The 15,693-nt window shown below is 53.0% G+C and carries 16 protein-coding genes; 10 read left to right on the plus strand and 6 right to left on the minus strand.

Going from position 1 to position 15,693, the window contains the following annotated elements; genetic code table 11:
• Positions 1-124: 124 nt before the first annotated feature.
• The 3 genes from L6H70_RS20315 to L6H70_RS20325 all read right to left on the minus strand — a co-directional run bounded on the left by L6H70_RS20315 (position 125) and on the right by L6H70_RS20325 (position 2,803).
• Positions 125-619: a hypothetical protein gene (locus L6H70_RS20315; RefSeq protein ID WP_236335920.1), complete on the minus strand. Its 495-nt coding sequence runs from the start codon at positions 617-619 to the stop codon at positions 125-127.
• Between the two features lie 106 nt (positions 620-725).
• Positions 726-2,135, minus strand: a complete 1,410-nt coding sequence (locus L6H70_RS20320; protein WP_236335921.1) for a sensor histidine kinase — start codon at positions 2,133-2,135, stop codon at positions 726-728.
• The gene (locus L6H70_RS20325) at positions 2,123-2,803 is read right to left on the minus strand and encodes a response regulator transcription factor (RefSeq protein ID WP_054938900.1); all 681 of its coding nucleotides are present in this window, start codon (positions 2,801-2,803) and stop codon (positions 2,123-2,125) included. Before L6H70_RS20325 ends, L6H70_RS20320 begins: the two co-directional genes overlap by 13 nt.
• A gap of 138 nt (positions 2,804-2,941) precedes the next feature.
• Here L6H70_RS20325 and L6H70_RS20330 point away from each other — a divergent pair, with 138 nt between their 5' ends.
• Positions 2,942-3,658: a YceI family protein gene (locus tag L6H70_RS20330; RefSeq protein ID WP_236335922.1), complete on the plus strand. Its 717-nt coding sequence runs from the start codon at positions 2,942-2,944 to the stop codon at positions 3,656-3,658.
• A 306-nt stretch (positions 3,659-3,964) separates the two neighbouring features.
• On the opposite strand, the gene L6H70_RS20335 is transcribed toward L6H70_RS20330, so the two are convergent.
• Positions 3,965-6,097: a peptidoglycan D,D-transpeptidase FtsI family protein gene (locus L6H70_RS20335; RefSeq protein WP_236335923.1), complete on the minus strand. Its 2,133-nt coding sequence runs from the start codon at positions 6,095-6,097 to the stop codon at positions 3,965-3,967.
• 137 nt (positions 6,098-6,234) lie between these two features.
• Between L6H70_RS20335 and mutT the strand changes: the two genes are divergently transcribed.
• The 6 genes from mutT to L6H70_RS20365 all read left to right on the plus strand — a co-directional run bounded on the left by mutT (position 6,235) and on the right by L6H70_RS20365 (position 9,765).
• On the plus strand, positions 6,235-6,627 hold the full coding sequence (mutT, locus tag L6H70_RS20340) for an 8-oxo-dGTP diphosphatase MutT (protein WP_236335925.1): 393 nt from the start codon (positions 6,235-6,237) through the stop codon (positions 6,625-6,627).
• Between the two features lie 39 nt (positions 6,628-6,666).
• A complete protein-coding gene (locus tag L6H70_RS20345) occupies positions 6,667-7,011 on the plus strand; it encodes a nucleoside triphosphate pyrophosphohydrolase (RefSeq protein ID WP_236335926.1) in 345 nt (114 codons plus the stop codon).
• Complete coding sequence (locus L6H70_RS20350; protein WP_236335927.1) at positions 6,998-7,348, plus strand: DUF1648 domain-containing protein; 351 nt, start codon at positions 6,998-7,000, stop codon at positions 7,346-7,348. Before L6H70_RS20345 ends, L6H70_RS20350 begins: the two co-directional genes overlap by 14 nt.
• Positions 7,349-7,428: 80 nt before the next feature.
• Complete coding sequence (locus L6H70_RS20355) at positions 7,429-8,430, plus strand: Gfo/Idh/MocA family protein (RefSeq protein ID WP_423802861.1); 1,002 nt, start codon at positions 7,429-7,431, stop codon at positions 8,428-8,430.
• Between the two features lie 84 nt (positions 8,431-8,514).
• Positions 8,515-9,453, plus strand: coding sequence for an ADP-ribosylglycohydrolase family protein (locus L6H70_RS20360; RefSeq protein WP_236335928.1), 939 nt, complete (start codon positions 8,515-8,517; stop codon positions 9,451-9,453).
• A gap of 27 nt (positions 9,454-9,480) precedes the next feature.
• A complete protein-coding gene (locus L6H70_RS20365; protein WP_054941932.1) occupies positions 9,481-9,765 on the plus strand; it encodes an alpha/beta-type small acid-soluble spore protein in 285 nt (94 codons plus the stop codon).
• Positions 9,766-9,918: 153 nt separating this feature from the next.
• Here the strand turns inward: L6H70_RS20365 and infC are convergent, their stop codons facing one another.
• Positions 9,919-10,440, minus strand: coding sequence for a translation initiation factor IF-3 (gene infC / locus L6H70_RS20370; protein ID WP_236335929.1), 522 nt, complete (start codon positions 10,438-10,440; stop codon positions 9,919-9,921).
• A gap of 311 nt (positions 10,441-10,751) precedes the next feature.
• On the opposite strand from infC, the gene helD reads away from it, so the two are divergent.
• Positions 10,752-13,190, plus strand: a complete 2,439-nt coding sequence (gene helD, locus L6H70_RS20375) for an RNA polymerase recycling motor HelD (protein WP_236335930.1) — start codon at positions 10,752-10,754, stop codon at positions 13,188-13,190.
• 2 nt (positions 13,191-13,192) lie between these two features.
• On the opposite strand, the gene L6H70_RS20380 is transcribed toward helD, so the two are convergent.
• The gene (locus L6H70_RS20380) at positions 13,193-13,996 is read right to left on the minus strand and encodes an AAC(3) family N-acetyltransferase (protein WP_236335931.1); all 804 of its coding nucleotides are present in this window, start codon (positions 13,994-13,996) and stop codon (positions 13,193-13,195) included.
• 454 nt (positions 13,997-14,450) lie between these two features.
• Between L6H70_RS20380 and L6H70_RS20385 the strand changes: the two genes are divergently transcribed.
• Together L6H70_RS20385 and L6H70_RS20390 are read left to right on the plus strand one after the other, a co-directional pair.
• Positions 14,451-14,924 (plus strand): NUDIX domain-containing protein, encoded by a 474-nt coding sequence (locus tag L6H70_RS20385; protein ID WP_236335932.1) that lies wholly within the window; start codon positions 14,451-14,453, stop codon positions 14,922-14,924.
• Positions 14,925-14,926: 2 nt separating this feature from the next.
• Positions 14,927-15,676 (plus strand): WecB/TagA/CpsF family glycosyltransferase, encoded by a 750-nt coding sequence (locus L6H70_RS20390; protein ID WP_236335934.1) that lies wholly within the window; start codon positions 14,927-14,929, stop codon positions 15,674-15,676.
• Positions 15,677-15,693: the final 17 nt, after the last annotated feature.

Here is a 15,693-nt window from a genome sequence, read left to right on the forward strand (position 1 = left end):
ATAAAATACAATAATAAAATTCATAATCTATGAATCATAAAGAAAGCCTGAAAGCCCACATTGAAGATTGCGGGCTTTCAGGCTTGTTTTAATGCTGTAGAAAATCATTTGAGAAGACATTTTATTACACGGCGGGACGGAAGCCTTCTTCCGCCAGATACTCGTGGGCTTCTTCGAGGGTTTCGAAGGCCATTTCCAGCTGGAGTCCGGCATAGAGATACCACAAGTCTTCTTCGAATCTCAGGCTAAGGCTGTTGCCGTCCTCATTCACCCAAAGGGTCTCAGCCGAATCTGCCGCCGGTTTCTTCTTGCGCTTACTTGGCGCAGGAGCTTCCGGAATGTACATAGTCAAAGAGGCAATGGATGCCTCAATCAGCTCCCGCAGTCCGGCTTCGGAATAATCGCGGATATTTACAAGACCCTTGTTATCCGTTTCATAGCCCCGCAGCAGCCCTGCGTATACAAAGCCGTTGCCGTTAGGATGCAGATGGGAAGCAACGGTTTTTTTGTCATGCCGGCTGCCTTCGTAATGATAGTTCACCCGGCCAAGCGAGACATTCCTCCGCTCAAGCTCCGGATAGGAATCAAATATCGCTAATTTCTGTTCAAAAGTAAGCATATACAGCCTCCGGTTCACGGTTCTTCTAAGGTTATTGTTATGTCGGTGCAAGTGATTATACCACGTTGACGGCCCGCGGTACTACAGCTGCCGCCTCGTCACTGTATTAAGCGTAGAGCGGCAAAATCAGCTCGAAGGTGGAGCCTTGGGCAAGACTGCTCCCCAGCACCAGGCTTCCGCCCATCGCCTCAGCCAGCAGGCGGCTGAAGGTCAGGCCCAGCCCCAGCCCGCGAAGTGTGCTCTGCTTGTCGCTGCTGCGGAAGAACGCTTCGAAAATTCTGCCGCTGATGTCCGAAGGGATGCCCGGCCCGTTATCGGTGACGGTAATTTCAGCATATCCTTGCGGAATGGCGGTCAGACTGATGATTAGCTGGAGATTTTGTCCAGGCAGTGTAGCCTGCACACTGTTGTTCAGCAGATTCACGATGATCTGCTGGATGCGCAGGGGGTCTCCCCGCACATAGAGCGGCTTCTCCGGCAGCTGAAGCACCGGTTCATTGACCGATTCACACTGCGTAAGCTTCCATTGGTAGACGATCTCCGCCAGCAGCGGAGCGGCATCCAGCCGGTCATGCCGGACGGCCACGATGCCTGCGGTCAGGGCATTGTAATCCAGCAGATCGGCCACCATGCGCTGCAGCCGGCCCGCTTCCTGCAGGGCGATGTCGAGGAATTCTTCGGCTTCTTCGCCTTCAACGACACCCTCACGGACGGCATGAACCAGTCCTTTGATCGAGGTGACCGGTGTTTTCAGCTCATGGGAAACCCCGGCCAGCATAACCGCCCGGGACTGCTCGAACTGCTGCAGCTTGCCCGACATCTCCTGAAAGGAGAGCAGCAGCTCATGGATTTCCCGCTCCTTGGCCCCTGTGTCCAGAATGATATTGTACTCCCCGCTGCTAATCTGTGCCGCTGCGGCAGCTACCCGCTGAATCGGCTTTGCCAGCTTGCTCGACAAGAGGTAGATGGTCAGCCAGCTCAGGATGATCAGGAACAGAATCAGAATGGAGAAGAACGTAATCTCCTCCCGGGGAATATGGCGCAGTGAACGTTTGGACTGGAGTACGATTACCTGCCCCAGGGTTTCACCGCCATGTTGAATTTGGGCCACCGCAGCCTTGAATTCCGGACTGCGCGAGTCGGACAGCGTGTCATTAAGCTTGTGGTTCATCTCTTCCTGGGTCAAGGACGGCTCAGAGAAGAGCAGCTTACCCTCCGGGTCTGTAATAATCACGCACATTTCCAGCGTTAATTTGAAGAAGCGTTTGCGGTCTTCGACCAGTTTAGCCAAGGTTGGACTGATCTGCATATTTCCATCGCTGCTGACGCTGCGGTCAGCAATTTCCTGGGCGAGCAGGGCGGTGGTCTGCATGCGGTTGTTCATCGCTTCCTGCTGAATCCACCAGAAGGTCACCAGTGCGGTGAGCAGAAGCCCGATGCTGATAATAATAAGATAGCGGAGCGTCCAGTAGGAGAGGATGGAGGTACGCCTTGGCGGCTGCTTCATACGGTCCATAACTGGTACCCCGTCCCGCGCAGGGTGCGGATCTCCCCTTCTTCCGCCGGCCAGTGTGAGAGGGCCTGGCGCAGCCTCTTGATCGACAGGTCGACAGCCCGGTCACTGCCCTCATAGTCCATTTCCCACACCTGCTCGATCAGCTGGTCTCGGGTGCAGATCTGGTTCGGGCGTTCCGCGAGGAACAACAGGACTGACATGTCACGCGGGCTCAGACTGACCTCGGCGTTATTCAGGAAGACGCTGCGGGCGCTGAAATCGACAAACAGGCTGCCGAAATGGCGTTTGCCGCTTCCATCCGACCACTGGGAAGGACGGCGCAGCACGGCGTTCACCCGGGCGACGACCTCTTCGGGGATGAACGGCTTGGACATATAGTCATCGGCACCGCCGTCGAGTCCGGCCAGCCGGTCTTTAATGCCATCCCGAGCGGTGAGCATGATGACGGGGCAGCTGCTGATTTTGCGGATCTGGCCCAGCAGTTCAAAGCCGTCCATGTTCGGCAGCATAATGTCGAGCAATATAAGAGAAGGAGGCGATGCCTCGAACACTTCAAGTGCGGCTATGCCGTCGGCGGCATGGGTAACCTGGAAGCCGGCTTTTTTCAGATAGGCACCCAGCACACGGGCAATTGCTGCCTCATCTTCAACAATCAGAATGGATTTCATGAGAAACAAGCCTCCTTTAGCGGACATTTTACCACAGAACACCGGGCGGCGCTTTGACTTATTCCCGACATATTGCTTTGTTAGAATGGGAGCTAGCCGGACAAGGCAGAGAAAAATTTCTAGATGGAGGGAATCAGGATGAAGAAGAAAACATGGGTGTTGGCAGCCACAGGTGTTGTAATCGTGGGGGCAATCACAGCATTTACGTTACTGAACAACAGCTTGGGCAATAACGTGGAAATCGAGTCCGTCATTCCTGCACAGGAACAGGGAACGAATAACTCTGGAACGGCGGTAGCGAATGCGGCGGCGGCAACAGGCGCTGCAGTTACAGCAGAACAATTAAATGGTGCCTGGAGTATTGCCGACACTTCGAAAGTATACTGGTCGGTTACGACCTCCAAAGAAACGGTCAACTTCGTAAATGCCTCCGTTCAAGGGACATGGAATGTCAATCTGGATGACACAGCCTCTATGACTGGCGAAGGTTCGATTGAGATGAGCGCGCTGGATTCCGGAGAAGGAAAACGGGACGAGCACGTAAAAAGCGCGGATTTCCTAAGCGTAGAAGAGTTCCCGCAGTCGACATTTACGGTGAGCTCCTTCTCTGAGCTGCCGGCAGAATGGACGGAGGGTACTGCGGTGCCGGTTCAGATGACAGGTACGCTTACCGTAAAAGGAATTGAGAAAGAGGTTACCTTCGATTCGCAGGCGGTGTACAGCGGTGGACAGCTCATGCTGTCGGGGACGACAACCGTGACCTTTGCAGACTTTGGCATGAAGAACCCGCACTCGATCGTGCTGGATACTGAGAATGATCTTGAAGTGCGTCTGGAGCTTGTGCTAAGCAAGTAATATAGTTGGCAGGCCAAGTATCATAAAAAGAGTATTTACCCACCATATATTCGCTATTATCAGCAAAACAAGCTCATTCCGTCTATGGAATGAGCTTGTTTTTGTTCTTGTATAAGCGTGCGTAAGCTTGAGGTTTTTGGAGAAAAACCTTTCTCCAAATCAACGAAAGAGAGCTGAGGAGCGAAATGTGCGGTTCAAAATCTATTGAATTTGAATTCGCAGAATTTCGCTCAGCGCACGCTATTAACACCTTTTGAAATTTACGAAAGCTAAGCCTAGTCTCAAGAGAGTATATACGGAAACCGGCTAATGCGTCGATTCTACAGCCGCCCCATCACCGGCAGTCTGCTCAGCTTTATCCTTCACAGGCGGGATATTCTTCTTCGGTGTTCCGTCCAGCCCGTATTCCCAATCATAAGCGTCAAAAATTTTGCGGGCAACGGGCGCGGCGCTGTTGGAACCGAATCCCCCTTCGGGGATAACGACGGCGACGGCCAGCTTGGGATTCTCGCGCGGGGCGAAGGCGATAAACACGCCGTTGTCGGCCAGGTAACTGTTCTTTTTAACCGTATATTGCTGCTGGGAAGTACCGGTTTTACGTGCAAAATCATAAGGGAAATCCTCAAATGCACTCACAGAGGTGTTCATACCCTTGATGACTTCACGCCAGTACGCTTTGTCGAACTTCACTTCGTTCAGCACTTCTCTGCTGAAGGTCTTGACGGTATTTCCGGACTGATCTGTGACTTTGCTGACAAGCTGTGGCTTGATCCGGACTCCCTGGTTCGCCAGAGTAGAGGCATACTGGGCCAGCTGCAGCGCCGTGTAACGGCCTTGCTGCCCGAATGATGCAAAGACCAGCGCGGACTGGGCGCTACCGCTTTTTGCCTCTTTAACATAGTTGATAAGGCCTTTATGCTCATTCGGCAGTCCGCTGCCCGGCCGCTCACCCAGCCCGAACTCCCTCATGTATTTATCCCAGACATTGACTCCTTCAGAGCCGTACTTCTCATAGAGTTTTTTGCCGACCATATCGATCATGAAGACGTTGGAGGATTTCTCAATGGCCATGGCCGGAGATTTGAAGTATCCGTAGGCATGGCCGCCTGCGTTGCGGACGGTAGTTTCATAACCGGCTCGGCCGAAGGTTGTGCTGCCTTTGTCGGTATAGGTTGTATGTGTGGTAATGAACCCTTCGTTCAGACCGATCAATACGGTCAGCGGCTTGATCACTGACCCGAGGAATACAGCGGAATCGAAATTGTGCCCGGAACGTCCGGAGGAAATGGGTGTGACGGTACCGTTCTGATAATTCAGTTGAATCTCGTTATATACCTCTGTTGGCAGAGTGCCTGAAGTCCATATATTGGTGTCATAATCCTCCATGCTGGCCATTGCCACAATATTGCCGGTATCGACTTCCATGGCAACGGCATACCCGGTTTTGGCATCAGGGTGAACCTTTCCCTGCACAGGATTGCTGTGGACCCATTTAATCTGATCCCGAATCGCCTGCTCCGTCTTCAGCTGAATGTTCTTATCGATGGTGGTCCATACATCATTGCCTTTAACAGGAGGTACAATGGCTTCAATACCCTCGGCCATATTCTTGGCATTAACGCCTACGGTCAGGTAGCCGTTGCGCCCGCGCAGCTCCCGCTGATACTGCAGCTCAAGGCCGTCGAAACCGACGAATTCATCATCCCTGTAGGCCAGACCGGGGTCAGCGTCCTTTCGCATAGCAGCCTGAATGTTCAGATAGATATCAAGGCTCTCTTTGGATTTCTTGAATGGCTTGATATATCCGACCGTCTGTACAGCTACTGTGTCCGGATCATAGTGACGTTCATCCTCCTCGCTGACGGTGAGATTCGGATACTTGTCCTTATGCTCCATGAAGTAGGCGATTTCCTCTTTAATCAGACCGCGTTTGATCGGCCGCAGCATGAAACCCGAATAGACTTTGGAGTCAAGGTCCATGGCTTTCAGCACGGCATCCTTTGTAATCACTTCATCTTCCGGTACTTTGGCCCCGTATTTGGCGAAATCGGCAGCGAGGTTGGCGGCAAGCTGATTAGCTTTGGCGGTAGCTTCGGGGGACCGTGAGGTTAATTTGGTTTTTTTGTCCGTAACGGTTTCCGTATAGTCACTGGTTAAGGAGAAATAAAGCGTTTGCACCGAGGTGGAATAGGCCAGCTTTTCTCCGCCCTTTGCAAGAATACTTCCGCGTATCGAAGCAAGCGGTACGTTTTTGGTATCCCGGCTCGTTTCGACCTCGGTGAGCGTGGGCCCCTGAACAAACTGTACAATGGCAAGACGGACAATAATAATACAGAATATAATAAAAGTACCGAAGAAAAATATATTGATGCGCAGACTAAGCGACGGGTTCGCTCTTTGATCCTCATTCCTGTCATCCGGCCTGAAAATAGATTTCACGTTTAGCCTCCCCGAAAGATACATTTACTCCATGAAGCCAGTGAACAGTTAATTAGTATGCAATTCATATTTTACCATATAAAACCACAATATGGCATCTCTCGTAAATGTTGAGTGCCGGTCCGGAGGAGCAAAAAATGAGGATTGAAGTAGCGGCGGCGATTATCCATAATAAAGAAGGACAGCTGCTGATCGCCCGGCGGAAACCAGGCAAAGCGCAGGCAGGGCTGTGGGAATTCCCCGGCGGCAAGCTGGAAGCCGGCGAAGATGCCGTGCAGTGTCTGCGCAGAGAGTTAATGGAGGAAATGAGGATCGCCATCCGGCCTTATGAAGCATTTGGACGCCATGAGCATGATTATGGCAGCGTACAGATTACGCTGATAGCCTGGAAGGCAGAGTATCTGGGCGGGGAGATTGCGATGAGTGATCATGATGCCTGCATATGGGTGAAACGGGACGAGCTGGTAGAATACGAATTTGCCCCGGCGGATATTCCTTTTGTGGAGCGCCTGAGGAAGGAGCTTGGCTGAAGGGTAGCCGATTATAGAATGAAAGGCGGCTGATTGATTTTGACCGAGTATTTCAAGCTTGTAAGAGATGGCATTCCGGCGCTGATTGCATCGCAGGGGAAGACCTGTGCCACCAGAATACTGGACACTGAGGAATACATAGAGGCACTGCGTGCGAAGCTGCGCGAGGAAGCAGAGGAATACTTCCGGGAAGAGGAGGACGGGCATGCCCTCGAGGAGCTGGCAGATATGCTTGAGGTCATCCGGGCATTAGCTGTAATCCATGGCGGAGACAGTGAGGTGCTGGAGAGGATCCGTGCTGAGAAGGCAGAGCGCCGCGGCGGATTCAAGGACCGTATTCTGCTGCTTCAGACAGAAGGGGCTGCAGCTGATGTTCAAAAATAAAATAACGCTCACCCTAAGCAGTATCGCTGCCATCATTCCTGTATTGCTATATATGTATCTCTACCGGCAGATGCCCGATTTTGTACCTATTCATTACAATGGTGAGGTGGCGGACCGGTTTGTGGACAAAGGGAGCTACGAGGTCCTATTAGTAAGTTTATTCGGCTGGCTCAGCTTTGGGTTCATCCGGCTGCTTCAGCTGCTGCTGCGAAGGCTGTTTCTCCGCAGCTATATTGAGAATCTCGCGCTGAACCACCAGATCTGGAACGCCGCAACGCTGCTGGTGACGGTTGGATTTTCTGTAATAAGCGTGTTTGCGCTACTGGCTATGGTCTAAGCTTAGCGGCGATTCTTTTACACAAGAAGCACAGTTTGATAGAATCAAATAGACTGAAACTATTGCAGGAGGAGACTTTGATGCCAATGGATAACGCTTACAAGGTGAAATGGGGAATTCTCAGCACCGGCTGGATTGCCCACCAGTTCGCAACGGATCTGGCCCATGCCAGTAACGGTATTGCTTACGCTGTCGGATCACGCACCCAGGAAAGCGCGGATGAATTCGCCAAGAATCACGGTATTCCCGTCGCCTATGCTACTTACGAAGAACTGGTGAACGACCCGGAGGTGGATGCCATCTATATCGGGACTCCGCATCCGTTCCATAAAGAGAACGCACTGCTGGCCCTGCGCGCCGGCAAGGCTGTACTGTGTGAGAAGCCGTTTACGGTGAACAGCGGGGAACTGGAGGAAGTCGTGGCCTATGCCCGCGAGCATAAGCTGTTCCTGATGGAGGCCATGTGGAGCCGCTATATCCCGGCTAACGTCAAAGTCAGAGAGTGGATTGCTGCTGGTAAGATTGGGGACGTCCGTCTGGTTCAGGCAGACCTGGGCTTCCGCGCAGACTGGAATCCGGAAGGCCGTCTGCTGAATCCGGCGCTGGGCGGCGGAGCGCTGCTGGATGTCGGGATCTATCCGATTTCCTTCGCTTCCATGGTTTTAGGGCCTCATCCTGAGTCCGTATCCAGTACGGTACATATCGGTGAGACCGGGGTGGATGAGCACTTCTCACTGCTGTTGTCCTATGGCGGCGGAAAAAGCGCTATGCTTAACGGGGGAATCCGGCTCAAGCTGCTGGAGGAAGCTCACGTATTCGGAACCGAGGGCCATATTATTGTGAAAGGCACACTGGTGAATCCGCGGGCGGCCGAGCTGTATATCGGCGGTGAACTGGCGGAGACCTTTGAGGATGATCGTGCTTCTGTCGGCTATTCGTTTGAGGCGGAGGAAGTAGGCCGCTGTCTGCAGGCCGGTCTGACGGAAAGTCCGGTCATGACGCTGGATGAATCCGTAGCGATTCTGAAGCTGCTGGATCAGGTCCGGGCACAGTGGGGACTTAAATATCCTGGCGAACAATAAGTAAATGCTTCTGAAGAAACCGGCAGCCCCCAGAGAATGTTGTTTATAGCTCTGGGGGCCGCTGTGTATAAGGAGGATGCAGGTATGACATTGAATGCCGATCGTTATCAGGGGTGTCTGCATGGGCTGGCGGTTGGAGATGCGCTAGGAACTACGGCCGAATTCAAGGCTCCAGGCACCTTTGCACCGCTGGAGGATATCATAGGGGGCGGCGTCTTCGGCTTGCAGCCGGGGCAGTGGACAGATGACACATCCATGGCGCTCTGCCTGGCGGAGAGCCTGCTCTCGAAGCAGGGCTTTGACGCTGCTGACCAGATGCAGCGTTATTTGAAATGGTTCCGTGAGGGGCATCTGAGCAGCACCGGGGAATGCTTTGACATCGGCAATGCTACGCGGGCAGCGCTGCTTCATTATGAAGCGAGCGGAGAGGCCTACAGCGGTTCGGCCGATCCGTTCGCTGCGGGGAATGGCTCGATTATGCGGCTGGCTCCTGTCGTCATGTATTACGCTGCTCATCCGGCCGATGCCATACGATATGCGGCCGACAGCTCCAGAACAACACATGCCGCAGCGGAATGTGTCAGCGCCTGCCGCCTGCTGGCTGCTTATATTCTTGCCGGACTGCACGGGTGGAGCAAACAGGAGATGCTGGCTCCGGAGGCCTTCGGCGGCTGGCTGCAGGAGGATCAGCTGACACCGCATATTCTGGGCATAATGAATGGTTCTTACAAGCTAAAGGAGCCGCCTGAAATCCAAGGCTCCGGGTACGTGGTGGAATCGCTGGAAGCGGCGCTGTGGGCGTTTCATAACTCCGACAGCTTCGCCGAAGGCGCGCTGCTCGCAGTCAATCTGGGCAATGACGCCGATACGACCGGGGCGGTCTACGGCCAGATTGCCGGAGCTTTTTACGGATTGAGCGGAATCCCGGAGCACTGGATCTCTATACTTGCTATGCGTGAGCTGATTGCCGACTATGCGGGAAGACTGTTTGCGGATGAAACAAGGGACCTTGGGGAAAAGTAAAGGAAAGACACCAAGGGAGTGATCTGGATGGCAAGAAGAAACCGGAAATATGCAGTACCGGGAGCAGCACAGGGAATGCAGACCTTCAAAGCGGATGTAATGAGGCGCGAAGGGTACACCGTTGATCCGAACCACCCGGACGATGTGAAATATGAAGTCGCCAAAGAGCTGGGCATCCCCCTTCAGCCGGGTAATAATGGCGGTCTGACTACGGAATCTGCCGGCCATATCGGCGGTAAAATCGGCGGCTCCATGGTCCGCGAAATGATCCGCCTTGCCCAGGAGCAGCTCGCGGAGAAGGGGCAGTCTTAGGACTTTTCCGGTCTTGCCGTTGTAGTTCTAAGAAAGAGTCGGAGTTCAACTGTGATCTACAGAATCCCGCCAGATCTAACAATTATATAGTTGTTCTACACAAAAAGGAGCTTCCCCGCACGGGAAGCTCCTTTTGCCATCTATACCCGCTGATCAGCGCGGATTTAACTTCACCTTCGAGCCTTTGCCGCCGGTCTGGAGGCCGGTTTCCTTGACTCCGGCTTCCTTCAGGTCGGTGACCAGTCGCTCAAGTACAGCCTTGGCCGCAGCTGCCTCCTTGGCGCCGGAGGCCTGCACAACCAGCTGCACCGGCTTGCCGGAGCGCAGATGCTTGTCCGCCTGGCGCAGCTTCGTCTCGTAATCATGCTCCTCGATATGGGCAGTGAAGCGCAGCTCCTTGACCTTCTCCTTGCTCCCGCTCTTTCCGGCTGCCTGGCCGGGGGCTGCTTTGCGTGCCGAAGCGGCTTCCTTTTGCGCGGCTGCCTTTGCTTTGCCTTTGGCCATCAGGCTGCAGGGTGGGGGGCTGCTCATCAGCGAGGTGCAGACCAGATCCGCCCCTTGGGACCGGGCCATCGCCAGCGCCTCCTCACGGGAGACAACCCCGAGCTTCTCGCCTCTTAGTCCGGTGAGCACGACCTCGGATGCTCTTATTTGTTCATTCATGAATACTGCCATTCCTATGAAACCTCCTGCTTAAGCCATGATACTGATATCATAACGGGAAGTGGCCTGCTGTTCAATCGGGAAGCAGCTGCAAGTCCTGTATAATAAAAAAGAACCCGGCAGACTCTGCCGGGTTCGGTCTATAAAATAAATTGCATACAAAAAGACGGTATGATATAGTTAAATCTGTATCGGTTTTTTATTTAGAAAACTTCATAGTTATTGCATCTTATTTACATCTTAATCTTACCATGCGGATTAAGGATTTGTCAAACCTATTTTTTGAAATCCGGGTCAGACTGAAAAGGAGCGTGTTGAGGAGAATGGTTAACGCGAACGATTGGCAGCAGGAACAGGAACGGCTGGAACGGGTTGAAGAAAGCCTGCGGGCGGCAATCAGCGGGTTGGAGCCGGAGGTAACCGGACTGCACGAGCAGGCGGCGGATATCCGCAAGCGGTTCTGGGAGGAAGTTACGGTCAATACCAGCACCCACGAGGATTTCGAAGAGACGTTCTATAGTATCAGGCAGCAGGAGGCGATGCTGTCTGAACGGGAACGGAGTCACCGGCTGCGGCTGCAGCGCTACAGAAGCATGCAGCGGCTGCTGCCGTCCCCCTATTTCGGACGGATTGATTTTCGGGAGGATGGCTTCAGCGGCAGTGAGCAAATATATATCGGCGTAGCCTCTTTTGCCGATGACGACGGTATGAGCTTTCTGGTATACGACTGGCGGACGCCTATTGCAAGCATGTACTACGATTACTCTCCCGGTGCAGCCGCTTACGAAACGCCGGGCGGATCAATTGCGGGCGAGATGACGTTGAAGCGGCAGTATCAGATCCGCGGCGCACAGCTCCACAATGTGTTCGATACGAGCCTTACGATCGGCGATGAATTGCTTCAACAGGTGCTCGGTAAAGGTGCAGACTCACAAATGAAGAGCATCGTGGCGACGATTCAGAAGGAGCAAAATACGATTATCCGTGACGACACGAGCCGAATGCTCATCGTGCAGGGGGCAGCCGGCAGCGGCAAGACATCTGCTGCTCTGCAGCGGGTAGCCTACTTGCTGTATAAGCACCGCGGGCGGATCCGGGCCGATCAGATCGTGCTTTTCTCGCCGAATCCGATGTTTAACAGCTATGTATCCACGGTGCTTCCCGAACTGGGTGAGGAAAACATGCAGCAGACGACCTTTCAGGAATATCTTGCTCACTGGCTGGGCTCGGCGTTCCGGCTGGAAGACCCGTTCGAGCAGATCGAATATGCCATGAATCCGGCGTCTGCCTCCGGGTATGAAGCACGGATGAGCGGGATGCGGTACAAAGCTTCGGAAGATTTCCTGCAGGCTCTCCAGCACTACGCGTTGTGGCTCGGAAATGAAGGGATGTTATTCCGCAGTATCTCTTTCCGGGACCGTGAGCTGATTACTGCAGAGAAGATGAAATTGCAGTTTTACAGCTATGACAGATCCATCCGACTGGCTAACCGAGTTGCACTGCTGCAGGAATGGCTGCTGCGGGAGCTGGCTTCGCTTGAGCTTAAGGAGCAAGAAGAGCCATGGGTTCAGGATGAGCTTGATTATCTCGACAACGAGCAATATGCCGAAGCTTACAGCGCCCTGCTCAAGAAGGTTCAGCGGGAGACCGTCGTCTTTGATTTTACTCAGGAGTATGTGGAGCAATATGGAGACCTTCGCGGACAAGAGCAGGGAGAAGAAAATGTCTTCGACTTCGGCCTTCAGCAAGAAGAACTGCTGCAGCGGATGATTGTGAAGGAACATTTCAAACCGCTGAAACGGGAAATAAAACGGTTCATGTTCATAGATGTGATAGGGCTCTATAGCCAGTTGTTTGGAGAGGAGGCTGCTTACCGGACAATGGCGGATGAGGCCGGGGTGCCTGATCATTGGACTGAAATCTGCAGGCAGACGAAAGAAAAGCTGGAGCGCAGCGAGCTTTTCTATGAGGATGCAACCCCGTTCCTGTATTTAAAAGAACTCTTAGAGGGTGTACGGACGAACACAGTGGTAAGGCATTTGTTTGTCGATGAAGGCCAGGATTATTCGCCGTTCCAATATGCCTATCTCAAACGGCTGTTTCCCCGCGCGCGAATGACCGTGCTGGGCGATTTCGGCCAGGCGATTTTTCCCCAGGCCACGAATCTGCATGAGGCGGATTCCTCGCTGATCCGGCTGCATGGCGAAGAAGACACAAGACTGATCCGGCTTGTCCGGAGCTACCGCTCAACACGGGAAATTGTTGAATTCACGAAATCCATGCTGCCGGGCGAAGAGATCGTGCCGTTCGACAGACTCGGCAGTAAGCCGTTTCTCACGCAGACTGGTGGGAGCGCCGCGCGGGCGGAACGGATCCTTGAAGATGTCGCAGCACTCCAGGCAGAGGGCTACGACTCCATCGCCATCATTACGAAGACCGCTGCGGAGAGCTGTGAGGCTTATGAAGCATTAACGGCGCAAGGCCCAGGGGCTCTGCGGCTTATTACGAAGGAGACCCTTACCTTTGAAAAAGGGACACTGGTTATCCCAGCTTATCTTGCCAAGGGAGTGGAATTCGACGCTGTGCTCATCTATGATGCTTCTTCGCAGACGTATCACCGGGAGAGCGAGCGGAAGCTGTTTTACACAGCATGCACGCGGGCAATGCACCGTTTAATGTTGTACACCACAGCGGACTGGACACCTTATCTCCAGGCAACGGATGCTTCGTTGTATGAAGTAGGTTCTTTGGAACCGTCATAGATTTAAGCCCGATGACGCTCCATCCAGGCTGTTGCCCAGTCGACGAGCGGACGCTGTTCCAGCAGCCTGACCTCAGCGTTGCCGATGCGATGAACCGGAACCCTCATTTCCTCCTCGTATGCGGTTCCTAACCGGACAAAGTCGCTGTCGTCCACGGCCTGGGTGGGATAGGTAATCCACTCCCGCTTGCCGTCTACCATAACTGCACTGCTCTCATAGACCGTTTGTTTGCTTGGGAAGGAAGCCCTGGTCTCTGCTAAATGCAGTGAAGTGTTCTTGTCATGGCCGACACCGACCAGGAGCACAGAACCATTCAAGCGGTAGAGTTTATCCAAGGGAGAGCCCTCGCCAAAAATATTGCTCAGATCGTGATTCTCCGTAAGGTAGGATGCATATTTGCCGACCGCTGCGACAGAACGGGCAGGATGATCCGATCTTCGGGCCCCCGGCCATTTGCGGAGCATTTCGGCGGCAACGCCCATGCCGATAGCCGGGGTCACCTCTTTGTCATACGCCGGCCAATGCTCCCGGATGACGGGCCACCATTCTGCCGGCGCTTCCCAATGCACACCGGTGGCGGGATCGAGATTCTTCCACGTCTGCGAAGGCATCATTAGGGTGCCCTCAGGCCCGACGATTTCCAGAAGCGCCCGGATAAGAGTCTCGGCTCCACCAACGACAAACCCCAGCTTGCTGAGCGAGGTATGCACAAGCAGGTGCTGTCCTTCTTTGACTCCGCAGCTTTTGAATTGACTGATTAACTCATCCCTGGTGAAAATTGTTCTTGGTTCCTGCTCCATACTCATCTTTACCTCCACCTTTCATAACCCCGAAATATCTATATAAAAAAAGACAACCCCGCAGCAGTCTGCGGGGTTGTCTTCGGATAATCTGAAGAACATTGCCCTTCGGTTAATAAGGATTAGTGTATACCACTTTAGCTCAGTTAGGGATTACAAAAAGTTCATTTTTCTGCATGTTATTTCCAAAGCGAATTGATCTCAGCGCAAGGAAATATTAAGGCGGACTTAGCGGGAGAACAGTTCTTCAATGACCTCCAATGGATTAAGCTTCTACACTTATTCACCCGCCAGGGTTAAATTACCTGCAATATCATGATTTGTCATAACCTGTTCAGATTTAGCATGGTATAATTTTCCTGTGTATTCCTGTTGCGATATGGGATATAGCATAGTTTTTATCCGTGACTGGAGTGATTGATTATGCTGCTCAGACAAATGGCCGTGGCCTTTTTATTTAATGAAGCGGGGGAATTATTATTTCTGCAAAAAAAAGTCCGCAAGCCGGTTTCTTGGCGGATATCTAGTCCCTATCGGAGGGCATCTGGAGGACGGGGAATACAATGATCCGAAGCGTGCCTGCATAAGAGAGATTGAGGAAGAGACAGGATTAACGGAGCGGGCAGTCCAGGGACTGACGCTTCGATACATTGTTAACCGGAACAAGGGGAATCAGGAAATCCGTGTACAATACGTGTTTATAGGAAGTGTATCTGCAGACTACGGACTGGTGGAAAGTGAGGAAGGAGAGCTGCTATGGATAGATAACAGCAAGCTTGCCGGGCTGGAAATGACTGCGTCAACTAGAGCTATTATGGAGCATTATCTGGAGACAGGAATACATAACAAGCAGATCTATACGGGAACGATGTACCCGCTGCAGGGAGAACCTGCGGTGGGCTGGAATGTGCTTGAAGACTGGGAGGACAGGTGATTATGAGGAATTCTGTTTCGATTTTGGGCGTGCCGTTTTCCAAGCTGACGCTTGAGGAGACGACACTGTATCTGGCTGAGCAGATCCGCAAGGAGCGCTCCGGCCTGTTTCATTTGATCACAGCCAATCCGGAAATAACGCTCGCCAGCCAGTCCGATGAGCTGCTGCAGGAAATTATCCGCTCTGCGGATCTCGTGGTTCCTGACGGCATTGGCATTGTGCTGGCAGCCAAAAGAAAAGGTGAACCCATCCCTGAACGGGTGACCGGGTATGATCTTTTACTGCGGCTGTTGGAGAAGGGGAACGAGCGGGGCTGGAGTTTTTATTTTCTGGGAACAGACGAGCAGACGAGCAGACAAGCTGCAGAGAAGATTTCCTGGACTTATCCGGAGGTAAAGCTTGCCGGCAGGCATCATGGATTTTTCAGTCCAGAGGAAGAGCCGGGAATTATTGCGGAGATTCAGCGCAGCAAACCGGATGTGCTCATTCTCGCCATGGGTGCGCCTTATTCGGATAAGTGGCTGCACAGGCACAGACAGGAGCTGTCCGGGGTTAAGCTGGTGTTTGGTGTCGGCGGCAGTCTGGATGTCATCTCAGGCAAAGTGAAGCCTGCTCCTGCGATGTGGAAAAAGCTTAATCTTGAGTGGGCCCACCGGCTGCTGTTCGCTCCTGTTGCCAAAGGCCAGAAATCCCGCTGGCGCAGACAAGCTGCGCTGCCTAAATTTGTCTACCGGACGATCATCAGAAAATAACGGATAAGGGGCAAACG

It is taken from the genome of Paenibacillus auburnensis (assembly GCF_927798115.1).
GTDB classification, from domain to species: Bacteria; Bacillota; Bacilli; order Paenibacillales; family Paenibacillaceae; genus Paenibacillus_AQ; species Paenibacillus_AQ auburnensis.